Source organism: uncultured Subdoligranulum sp., from assembly GCF_937890665.1.
Genome location: NZ_CALADU010000168.1, coordinates 1 through 10,933 on the forward strand (window position 1 = coordinate 1; position 10,933 = coordinate 10,933).

Annotated in this window: 12 protein-coding genes and 1 riboswitch; of the genes, 8 read left to right on the forward strand and 4 right to left on the reverse strand. The window is 56.7% G+C overall.

The features are described from left to right. The coding region (locus Q0526_RS09665) for a formate--tetrahydrofolate ligase (protein WP_366522077.1) at positions 1–1,210 on the reverse strand (1,210 nt) is incomplete at its 3' end. Positions 1,211–1,221: 11 nt separating this feature from the next. Here Q0526_RS09665 and Q0526_RS18820 point away from each other — a divergent pair. Continuing rightward, positions 1,222–1,266, forward strand: coding sequence for a hypothetical protein (locus tag Q0526_RS18820; RefSeq protein WP_366522078.1), 45 nt, complete (start codon positions 1,222–1,224; stop codon positions 1,264–1,266). A 37-nt stretch (positions 1,267–1,303) separates the two neighbouring features. Then, a riboswitch (ZMP/ZTP riboswitch) is annotated at positions 1,304–1,386 on the reverse strand. A gap of 39 nt (positions 1,387–1,425) precedes the next feature. Here Q0526_RS18820 and Q0526_RS09670 read toward each other — a convergent pair. From Q0526_RS09670 to Q0526_RS09680, 3 genes are read right to left on the reverse strand one after another with little or no spacing between them, the layout of a single operon-like run. Next, the gene (locus Q0526_RS09670) at positions 1,426–2,214 is read right to left on the reverse strand and encodes a glycosyltransferase family 2 protein (protein ID WP_298732963.1); all 789 of its coding nucleotides are present in this window, start codon (positions 2,212–2,214) and stop codon (positions 1,426–1,428) included. 11 nt (positions 2,215–2,225) lie between these two features. Beyond that, positions 2,226–3,155, reverse strand: coding sequence for a homoserine O-succinyltransferase (gene metA, locus Q0526_RS09675; protein ID WP_298732965.1), 930 nt, complete (start codon positions 3,153–3,155; stop codon positions 2,226–2,228). Positions 3,156–3,195: 40 nt separating this feature from the next. Further along, positions 3,196–4,482, reverse strand: coding sequence for an O-acetylhomoserine aminocarboxypropyltransferase/cysteine synthase family protein (locus tag Q0526_RS09680; protein ID WP_298732967.1), 1,287 nt, complete (start codon positions 4,480–4,482; stop codon positions 3,196–3,198). Between the two features lie 251 nt (positions 4,483–4,733). Here Q0526_RS09680 and Q0526_RS09685 point away from each other — a divergent pair, with 251 nt between their 5' ends. The 7 genes from Q0526_RS09685 to Q0526_RS09715 all read left to right on the forward strand — a co-directional run bounded on the left by Q0526_RS09685 (position 4,734) and on the right by Q0526_RS09715 (position 10,833). Beyond that, positions 4,734–6,026, forward strand: coding sequence for an adenylosuccinate synthase (locus Q0526_RS09685; protein WP_298732969.1), 1,293 nt, complete (start codon positions 4,734–4,736; stop codon positions 6,024–6,026). A 72-nt stretch (positions 6,027–6,098) separates the two neighbouring features. Then, entirely contained in the window at positions 6,099–7,301 is a 1,203-nt protein-coding gene (locus Q0526_RS09690) for a cation diffusion facilitator family transporter (RefSeq protein WP_298732971.1), read from the forward strand. 18 nt (positions 7,302–7,319) lie between these two features. Beyond that, on the forward strand, positions 7,320–8,495 hold the full coding sequence (locus tag Q0526_RS09695) for an NADP-dependent malic enzyme (RefSeq protein ID WP_298732973.1): 1,176 nt from the start codon (positions 7,320–7,322) through the stop codon (positions 8,493–8,495). Between the two features lie 5 nt (positions 8,496–8,500). Further along, positions 8,501–9,340, forward strand: a complete 840-nt coding sequence (locus Q0526_RS09700; protein WP_298732982.1) for a fumarate hydratase — start codon at positions 8,501–8,503, stop codon at positions 9,338–9,340. Positions 9,341–9,342: 2 nt separating this feature from the next. Next, positions 9,343–9,540 (forward strand): hypothetical protein, encoded by a 198-nt coding sequence (locus Q0526_RS09705; protein ID WP_298732975.1) that lies wholly within the window; start codon positions 9,343–9,345, stop codon positions 9,538–9,540. Next, complete coding sequence (locus Q0526_RS09710; RefSeq protein WP_298732976.1) at positions 9,540–10,100, forward strand: Fe-S-containing hydro-lyase; 561 nt, start codon at positions 9,540–9,542, stop codon at positions 10,098–10,100. The genes Q0526_RS09705 and Q0526_RS09710 overlap by 1 nt, the downstream gene beginning before the upstream one ends. A 4-nt stretch (positions 10,101–10,104) precedes the next feature. Further along, the gene (locus Q0526_RS09715) at positions 10,105–10,833 is read left to right on the forward strand and encodes a class D sortase (protein ID WP_298732978.1); all 729 of its coding nucleotides are present in this window, start codon (positions 10,105–10,107) and stop codon (positions 10,831–10,833) included. The last annotated feature ends 100 nt before the right edge of the window (positions 10,834–10,933 follow it).

Below are 10,933 nucleotides of genomic sequence, written 5' to 3' on the forward strand. Positions count from 1 at the left end.
CCTTGCCGCCTTCGCCGCCTTTGGCAAAGACTTCCGAGAGGGCGCAGGGCACACCGGCCTGTTCGCAGACCGCATAGATGGCGTCCATCTCTTCTTTGGTATCGGTGGGGAAGGCGTTGATGGCCACACAAACCGGCAGACCAAAATTGCGCATATTTTCGATATGCCGTGCCAAATTCACAGAACCAGCTTTAACAGCCTCAACGTTGGGCTTGCTCAGCTCCGTTTTGGCTACGCCGCCGTGGGATTTTAGCGCGCGGACGGTGGCTACCAAAACCACTGCCACGGGGTGGAGCCCAGCGTACCGGCACTTGATGTCGAGGAATTTTTCCGCACCCAGATCGGCGCCGAAACCAGCCTCAGTCACTACGTAGTCGGCCAGTTTCAGGCTCAGCTTGGTGGCAATGACGCTGTTGCAGCCGTGGGCGATGTTGGCAAAGGGGCCGCCGTGGATGATGGCGGGGTTGTGTTCCAGCGTCTGGACCAGATTGGGATCCAGTGCATCTTTCAGCAACGCAGCCATAGCGCCAGCAGCGCCGATCTGTCCGGCGGTCACCGGTTTGCCGTCATAGGTATAGGCACAGACGATGCGGGACAGCCGCGTTTTCAGATCTTCCAGATCCTGTGCCAGACAGAAGATGGCCATGACTTCACTGGCTACCGTGATGTCAAAACCATCCTCCCGCGGGGTGCCGTTGACCTTGCCGCCCAAGCCGTCCACGATAAAACGCAGCTGGCGGTCGTTCATGTCCATGCAGCGCTTCCAAGTGATGCGGCGGGGATCGATGTTCAGCGGGTTGCCTTGCTGGATGGAGTTGTCGATCATGGCAGCCAGCAGGTTGTTGGCGGTGCCGATGGCGTGGATGTCACCGGTGAAGTGCAGGTTGATATCCTCCATGGGAACCACCTGTGCATACCCGCCGCCGGCTGCGCCGCCTTTGATGCCGAAGACAGGGCCCAGAGAAGGCTCACGCAGGCAGAGCATGGTCTTTTTGCCCAAGGCGTTCATCGCGTCGGCCAATCCCACGCTGGTGGTGGTCTTGCCCTCACCGGCCGGGGTGGGGCTGATGGCTGTGACAAGGATCAGCTTGCCCTCGGGACCGTCGCCCTTGGCCAGCTTGTGATCAATCTTAGCTTTGTAGTGACCGTAGGGGATGACGCTCTGGCCCTGCAAGCCCAACTTGGCGGCAATCTCGGTGATGGGCTTCATTTCGGCAGCCTGTGCAATTTCGATATCGCTCAACATACGCAATTCCTCCTGTTTGATAACAACAAAGGGCTGCATACACTGCTCCAACACAGCGCATGCAGCCCAGACGGTCGGCTTTTTCTACGGCTGCCTTCCCTGTGGTTATGTCCACAAATCCGTCGGTCAGCAGCTTGATAAGGTTACTGTATCATATTCAGACAAAGTTTGTCAAGACCTCAAACGCGGCCTTTTCCGCAGCCCCATTTTTGGAAGTAACGCCCCATGCTGACAAGCTGCATTTTGAACTTGCCTGCATCCCGCATGGGGGCACGATGCCAAGCGTGTACAGCGGAAAATTGAGGGGCCAGCCAGACGGACCCTTCCTGCAAAACCTTTTGGGTCAGGTCGGCATCCTCTACATACATAAAGTAGGCGGGGTCAAAGCCGCCGATCTTTTTCAGCACATTGGTGCGTACCGCCATAAAGCTGCCGGTACAAAACTCAATGGGCCGCGGCTGACTCAAATCTTCATCCTGCATAGTGTAGTGGTCGTCTGCTTTGCGGAAAATACCGCCCAGCTTGGGGGCCAACTGGCGGGCCAACAGCAGCCATGGGGTGGGTTTTCGGCGGGGCAGATGCTGCAAGCGTCCGGCAGGGTAATGAAGGTGGGGGGTCACCATGGCGGCACCGGGCGTTGCCAACAGCCAGTCGGCCATGGGCTCCAGAATATCCTCAGTCAACAGAATATCGGGATTCAGGATGAAATGTACGTCGCTGTCCAGCTTGTCCAGTACGGCGTTGTGTCCTTTGCCGAACCCAAGGTTTTCGGGCAGCGGCAACACCGTTACCCGAGCATCGCCAAAATCGGTAGCGGCCAGCTTTTGCCCGCAGCCGTCGGGGCTGCCGTTATCCACCACATACAAGGTGAAAGCGGGGGTGGGGGTATGGTGCAGAATGCTGCGCACGGCAGCGCAGACTTCCTCATAATCGCAGTACGCCACAATGCAGGCGCTGATTTTGGCCATGCCGAAACTCCTTATTTCTTCAAGGCTTCCAGCTGGCTCAAATCATAGGGGGTGTCTTGGTAGACATAGTAGTTGAGCCAGTTGGTGTATAAAAGATACCCGTGGGCGCGCCAGCGGAACAGCGGGTCGCGGCTGGGGTCATCATGGGGGTAGTAGTTGCAGGGAATGTTGATGGGCTTGCCGGCTGCCACGTCCCGTTTGCATTCGGCATCCAGCGTATATTTGTCGTATTCGGGATGCCCGATGACAAAGATCTGGCGGCCTGAATCGGTCGAGAGCAGCATCGGTCCAGCTACGTCGCTCTCTGCCAGAATGCGCAGATCGTGGCAGGCGTCAATGGCTGCCCGGTCCAATCCGGCCCACCGGCTGTGCGGCGCATAGAAAACCTCGTCAAAGCCGCGTACCAGCGGATTGGAAGGGCGGGTCACCCGATGCTCGAACACGCCGAACATCTTTTGCGGCAGATGGACTTTCGGAATACCGAAGTGGTAGTACAAACCGGCCAGCGCACCCCAACACAGATGGATGGTGGAGTAGACGTTTTCCTTGGTATAGTCCATGATCTCGCACAGTTCGTCCCAATAATCCACCTCGGGATAGTCAAGATCCTCGAGGGGGGCACCGGTAATGATCATGCCGTCAAACCGTTCATGTTTAATCTCCGCAAAAGTCTTATAGAACGCTTTCATGTGTTCCGGCGACGTATGGGAGGGGTCATGGGTAGCGGTTTTCAGTAAGGTGATCTGTACCTGCAGCGGGCTGTTGGCCAAAAGCCGTGCTAGCTGGGTTTCGGTGACGATCTTGGTGGGCATCAGGTTGAGAATCAGGATGCGCAGCGGCCGAATATTTTGACTCTGCGCACGTTCCCGGTGCATGACAAAGACGTTTTCATGGGAAAGTGCGTCATAGGCGGGTAACTCTTTGGGAATGATCAGCGGCATAGATGGACTCCCTGTTCAGACTTCCTTTTTGGGCGGACGCTCAGATCTGCGCCAACGCCTGCTCAATATCGGCAATCAGATCGCGCTTGTCCTCCAGACCGCAGCTCATGCGGACCAGATCGGGCTGTACACCGGCAGCGATCAACTGCTCGTCGTTCATCTGGCGGTGGGTGCTGCTGGCAGGATGCAGGCAGCAGGTACGGGCATCGGCTACATGGGTCTCGATGGCGGCCACTTTCAGATGAGCCATGAAGTTGGCGGCCGCTTCACGACCGCCCTTCACGCCGAAGCTGACCACACCGCAAGAACCGTTGGGCAGATACTTCTGGGCCAGCGCATGGTATTTGTCACCCGGCAGGCCGCAATAGTTGACATAAGCGATTTTGGGATGAGAGGCCAAGAACTCGGCCACTGCCTGTCCGTTTTCGCAATGGCGAGCCATCCGCACATGCAGGCTTTCCAGACCCAGATTGAGCATATAGGCGCTTATGGGGCTTTGAACACAGCCGAGGTCACGCATCAGCTGGGCCGTGGCCTTGGTGATGAAGGCGCCTTCCTTGCCGAACCGCTCGGCGTAAGTGATGCCATGGTAGCTCTCGTCGGGGGTCGTGAGCCCGGGGAACTTGTCGGCATGGGCCATCCAGTCGAACTTGCCGCCGTCCACGATGGCGCCGCCCACGCAGCCGCCGTGGCCGTCCATGTACTTGGTGGTGGAATGGGTCACGATGTCGGCGCCCCATGCCAGCGGACGGCAGTTTACAGGGGTGGCAAAGGTGTTGTCCACAATTAGGGGCACGCCGTGGCGGTGAGCTGCGGCGGCAAACTTTTCAATATCCAGAACGGTCAGGGCGGGGTTGGCGATAGTTTCGCCAAAGACAACCTTGGTGTTGGGGGTGAACGCCGCATCCAATTCCTCTTCGGTGCAGTCGGGGGAAACGAAGGTGGCGGTGATGCCCATCTTGGCCATAGTGACGGCGATCAGGTTGAAGGTGCCGCCGTAGATGGAGCTGGAAGAGACGATGTGGTCTCCCGCATTGCACAAATTGAACAGGGCAAAGAAGTTCGCTGCCTGTCCGGAGCTGGTCAGCATACCGGCGGTGCCGCCTTCCAGCTCGGTGATTTTGGCGGCAACGGTATCGCAGGTGGGATTCTGCAGCCGGGAATAGAAGTAGCCGCTGGCTTCCAGATCAAACAATTTGCCCATCTCGTCAGAGCTGTCGTACTTAAAAGTGGTGCTCTGGACAATGGGAACCTGACGCGGTTCACCGTTGCCGGGATGATAACCACCCTGTACGCACAGGGTATTGATGGAGTAATTCTGACTCATACTTTTCCGCTCCTTTTTTGGCAGGGCGTTGGGCCTGCACCAAATGATTCAAGAATTATTTTCTATTGTAAGGGCTTGCCGCGGTAAAATCAAGAGGAAAACCATGCAGGAAAAGTGAGAAAATATAAATCCCGCGTAAAACGGGTATGGAAATTCCTTCTGGGGTATGGTATAATACCCAATGGCAGCGGATCCCGGGGATTCCGGAAAAGGCTGAAATGCCGAATGAAACTGCAAAAGAGGTAGAAACTATGCTTACTGCAATCACCGGTATCAACTGGGGCGACGAGGGCAAGGGCCGTATGGTGGACCTGCTCAGTCAGGACTACGACATCGTCGCACGTTATCAAGGCGGCGACAACGCCGGCCACACCGTCAAGAATGAGCGGGGAAAGTTCATCCTGAACTTGATTCCTTCCGGCATTCTGCGTCCCGAGGTCGTCTGTGTCATGGGCGGCGGTATGGTCATTGATCCCGAACACCTCGAAAAGGAAATCGCTTCTTTGACCGAGAAGGGCATTGCCATCACCCCGGCCAACCTGAAAATTTCCGACCGTGCCACCATCACCATGCCGTTCCATGTTGCGCAGGATGGTCTGGAAGAGGAGCGCCTCTCCAAGACCGGTGCCCAGTTTGGTTCCACCAAGCGCGGCATTGCCTACACCTACGGCGACAAGTATATGAAAAAGACGCTGCGCATGGGGGATTTGTGCCACATGGACGAGGGTGTTAAGAAACGCCTTGCCACCATCGTGGAATCCAAGAATCTGACCATGGAGAAGATCTACGGCCAGAAGCCCGTGAGTCTGGACGAAATGTGGGCTTGGTGTGAGCGCTATGCCAAGATCTTCGCCCCGTATATCTGTGATGTGGGTCAGTATCTGGCCGAAGCGGACGAAGCCGGCAAGAAAATCATGTTTGAAGCCCAGCTCGGTGCGCTGCGTGATATCGACTTCGGTATCTACCCCTACACCTCTTCTTCCAACACCATCGGTGCGTACGCGCCCATTGGTGCGGGCATCCCGGGCCATAAGCTGAACCTCTCCATCGGTATCATGAAAGCCTATTCTTCCTGTGTGGGCGAAGGTCCCTTCACCACCGAATTGGCGATGACCGAGGAAGAAAAGGATGTTTTGCGGGAGCATGGCCATGAGTACGGCGCGGCTACCGGACGTCCTCGCCGTGTGGGTCCCTTCGATGCGGTGGCCAGCCGGTATGGTGTCCAGTGTCAGGGCTGCGATGAGCTGGCGTTGACCTTGCTGGACGTGCTGGACTACATGGAGGAAGTGCCCATCGTTACCCAGTACCGTCTGTCGGATGGCACGTTGACCACCCGTTTCCCCATGGGCAAGACGCTGGATGACGCCCAGCCCGTGGTGGAGAAGATGCCCGGCTGGCACTGCGACATTACCGCTGTGCGCAAGTTCGAGGATCTGCCTGTGGAAGCACAGAACTACGTCAAGCGTCTGGAAGAGCTGGTTGGCTGCAAGATTAAGTATATCTCGGTCGGCCCCGAGCGTGACGCCTGCATTGTGCGGGACTAAGAAAATACAGTAAAGAATTTATGCAACGGCGGACTTTTGGAGTCCGCCGTTTTGTGAAAGGGGGCGAACGGGTTGGTAGATCTGCTGATTCACACATTTATCAAAAATTATAAAAATACGGCGGACCGTGCGGTGCGTACCGCCTACGGAAATTTGGCCTGTGTTGTCAGCGTTGTTTGCAACCTGTTGCTTTTTGTGGGGAAGACCGCTGTGGGTACGCTGGCAGGCAGCGTATCGATTACGGCGGATGGTATGAATAACCTGTCCGATGCAAGCTCTAACATTGTGAGCTTGGTGGGGTTTAAGCTGGGCTCTCGCCCGGCGGACTCCGAACATCCCTACGGCCATGCTCGGTACGAGTATCTGGCGGGCTTGGCGGTTTCTGTGATGATTCTGGTCATCGGCGTGGAACTTCTGAAAGAAAGTTTCGGCAAAGTCCTGCATCCCACCGAAGTGCAATTTGGCTGGCTGACGGTGGTGGTGCTGATCGCTTCTATCCTCGTCAAACTGTGGATGAGTGTACTGAATAAAAAAATCGGCCGCACCATTCAATCCGAAACCTTGATGGCGACGGCAGCAGATGCGCGCAACGACGTGATTACCACGACCACGGTTTTGGTGGCATCGGTGCTGACCTTTGTGACGGGGTTTGACCGGTTGGACGGTATCATGGGGTTGGGGGTGGCAGCCTTCATCCTTTACAGTGGTGTTCAGTTGGTGCGGGACACTATCGATCCGATTCTTGGCGCGGCACCGGACCCGGAGCTGGTGGAACACATCGAGCAGAAGGCGTTGAGTTACCCCGGTGTGTTGGGAGTCCACGATTTGATGATTCACGATTATGGCCCCGGCAACCGGTTGGTCAGCTTCCACATCGAGATGGACGCGAAGGGGGACGTGATGCAAAGCCATGATGTGATCGACACCATCGAGAAGGACCTGCTGGTACAGGATGGGATGATCGCCACGATCCACTACGACCCGATTGTCACCGGGAACGCGCATGTAGATGAAATCCGAGCGTTTTTACAAACGAAAGTTGCCGCCTTGGAACCGAAAGCAAACCTGCATGACTTGCGCATCGTACCGGGCCCGTCCCACACCAATGTGATTTTTGACTGCGCGGTGCCCGCAGAATATCTGACTGATAAACAGCGCCGCGGCGCCAAACTGGTTACAGCACTGCGCAATGCAGTGCAGCAGAAGTGGCCCGACCATTTCTGTGTTATCAAATTGGAACCCGATTATGCGCCTTGCACGCACACACAAAACTAAAAAGAAAGAGGAAAACGTATGGACTACAATCAAGCTGCTCTCGAACTGCATGCCAAGGGGCCCGGTAAACTGACGGTACAAAGTCTGGTCCCCTGCAAAGATAAGGATGCCCTTTCCACTGCTTATACGCCGGGCGTGGCGGAACCCTGCCGCAAAATTGTGGCAGACCCGGATGCTGTCTACACCTACACCCTCAAAGGCCGCACGGTGGCGGTAGTCACCAACGGTACGGCTGTGCTGGGGCTGGGCAATATCGGTCCCGAAGCCGGTATGCCGGTCATGGAAGGCAAGTGTGTGCTCTTCAAGGAATTTGGCGGTGTGGATGCGTTCCCGATTTGCCTGAATGCCAAGACCAAAGAGGAAGTCATTGCAGCGGTGAAAGCCATTGCTCCCACTTTTGGCGGCATCAATTTGGAGGATATCCGCAGCCCTGAATGCTTCGAAATCGAGGCAGAGCTGGAGCGGGATCTGGACATCCCGGTTTTCCACGACGATCAGCATGGTACAGCCATCATCGTGCTGGCCGGCGTGCTCAACGCGCTGAAAGTTGTGGGCAAACGAATCGAAGATGTACGCATCGTACAGAATGGCCCCGGCGCTGCCGGCACAGCCATCATCCATATGCTGCAGGTGGCGGGTGCAAAACACATCATCGCAGTGGATGAACACGGTATTTTGGTGCCGGGACGTCCGCAGGGGCTGGCAGGACATAAGGCCAAGCTGGCAGAGGAAACCAACCCTGAAAAGTTGAGCGGTGGTCTGGCAGAGGCCATCCGTGGTGCGGATATCTTTATCGGTACTTCCATCGCCGGAGCGTTGACGCCGGAACTGGCGGCCACGATGGCCCCGGATGCCATCGTCTTTGCCATGGCCAATCCCACGCCGGAAATTATGCCGGATGCTGCCAAAGCGGCGGGCATTCGTGTCATCGGTACCGGCCGTTCGGATTTCCCCAATCAGGTAAACAATGTGTTAGCTTTCCCCGGCATTTTCAAAGGGGCCCTGTCGGTACGTGCCCGGGATATTAACCCGGCCATGAAGATGGCGGCAGCCAAAGCCATTGCCGGTTTGATCCCTGACGAAGAACTCAACGAGGAAAACATCCTGCCCAAAGCCTTTGATCCGCGGGTGCCGGAAGCGGTCGCGGCGGCGGTGGCGCAGGCAGCACGAGAAAGCGGCGTGGCGCGGGTATGAAAAACATTCGGGAAGTAAACGCCGACACCATTCGGGATGCGGTGGAGGCTCTGTGCATCGAGGCCAACACCAGCCTGCCGGTGGATGTAAAAGCGGCGCTGGATCGTGCAGAAGCCACGGAACCGTGGCCCTTGGCAAAACAGACGCTGGGGCTTTTGCAGCAAAATCTTTGCGTGGCGGCCCAGCAAGAATTGCCGATTTGTCAGGATACCGGCATGGCCTGTGTCTTTTTGGAAGTAGGGCAGGACGTGCATATCGAAGGCGATCTGCAAGCTGCTGTGGATGAAGGGGTACGCCGCGGGTATGAAAAAGCCTACCTGCGCAAATCCATTACTGCAGACCCTTTGCAGAGAGTCAATACAGGAGATAACACGCCCGCATTTCTCACAGTACATCTGGTACCGGGTACCGGCTGTAAGATCACGGTAGCCCCCAAAGGTGCCGGCAGTGAGAATATGAGCCGTTTGGCGATGCTCAAACCGGCTGATGGGGTGCAGGGTATCAAAGATTTTGTGCTGGACACGGTGCGGCAGGCAGGCGCGAATCCCTGCCCGCCCATTGTGCTGGGAATCGGTATTGGCGGTAGTTTTGACCACTGTGCGGCGCTGGCCAAAAAGGCGCTTTTGCGGCCGTTGGACCAGCCCAACCCCGACCCGTATTATGCGGCGCTGGAACAGGAACTGCTGCAAGCCATCAATGACACCGGGTTTGGCCCGCAAGGTTTTGGTGGCGCCACCACCTGTCTGGGCGTTTCCATCGAGCAGCGCCCCACTCACGTGGCCTGCCTGCCGGTGGCCGTTAACATGAGTTGCCATGTGACTCGCCGTGCTAGCCGGGAGGTGTAAGCATGGCCAACAGCAAAATTGACATCTCTTTGGAAGGCGTGGGGGAAGCGCCCCGCGCTCGCCGCAGCCGGATCGACATTCCGCTGGAAGCAGACCGGGACGGTATGGGAATTACCGCCAAAGAGCTGGAATTTGTCAACCGACATCATGAAGAGTATAAGGAACTGCGCCGTCGCGCGCGGGAACAGGGAGGCCGCTGATGCAGTATGTTTTGCAGACCCCGCTCCAAAAATCTGATTTGGCACCGCTGCATGCGGGGGATACGGTGCTGCTGTCCGGGGTGGTATATACCGCTCGTGATGCGGCACATGCCCGCATGATGGAACTGCTGGATGCGGGGAAAGAGCTGCCCTTTCCTATCGAAGGAGCAGCGATCTATTATGTCGGCCCCACACCGGAACGTCCGGGCTGTGCCATTGGGGCGGCTGGTCCTACCACTTCCGGACGGATGGACGCCTATACGCCGCGTCTGTTGGATCTGGGCCTTGCCTGCATGATCGGAAAAGGCAAACGCAGCACCGCTGTGAAAGAATCGGTGGTTAAAAATGGCGCAGTGTATCTGGCGGCTATCGGTGGTGCCGGAGCGCTCATGGCCCGCAGCGTGCAAAGCTGCGAAGTGATTGCATGGCCGGATTTGGGATGCGAGGCGGTTCGCCGTCTGGTAGTGAAGGATTTTCCGCTGACGGTGTTGCTGGATCCTCACGGCGGGGACTTGTATGAAAGTGGTCCCGCGGCTTACCGGGCCTCTTTGACTGAATAATCGTATGGAGAAGCAGAAATTCCGCTCACCCAAAGTGCGTGTTTGTCTAATCGGTTGTGGCGCTGCGATGCTGGTCAGCTTCTGTGTGGCGGGAGCGGTGGTATGGCATGCCAACCGAACGGCACAACAAAAAGCTGCTGCGGCTGCCCAAGCGGCCGCAGCGCAGGCTGCGCAGCAAGCGGAAGCGGCCCGTGCTGCCAGTGAAGCTGCTCAACGGGAAGAAGCGCAGCGCCTTGCTGAAGAGGCTGCAGCTCTGCGACAGCAACAGATCGAGGACGCTGCGGCAATCCATGATACCGTACAGTACGGTGACAAGCTGGGAACTCTCTGGGTAGAGGGAACCGAGATCAATTGTGATTTGTACTGGGGCGATAGCAACGCACAGTTTGATGTGGGGGCAGGCTGCCATGTAACGGATGGTTGTGTGCTTCCCGGGGAAAACGGCACGGTTTTTATCGGGGCACATACCGGCAGCTATTTTGCAGATCTAGGCTCAGCAGAGGTCGGTGCGAAGATTCACCTCCAGACGGACTGGGGCGACTTTGTGTACGAGATCACCGAAACACAGGTTATCTATGAAACCGATACCGATAAAGTGCGCTGGGGGGCTGAGGAACCAAGCTGCATTTTGTATACCTGTTATCCCTTTGGCATTTTAACGCACACCGACCGTCGCTATGCGGTGTATGCCGACCCGGTGGAAACAGATGAATCCGGCGTAATCCCACAATAATGGACCATTGACAAACCCCGCCAAAGTTGTTACACTAATCTTTGTTATGCGGCTATGGCGGAATTGGCAGACGCGCTGGTTTTAGGGTCCAGTGTCCACG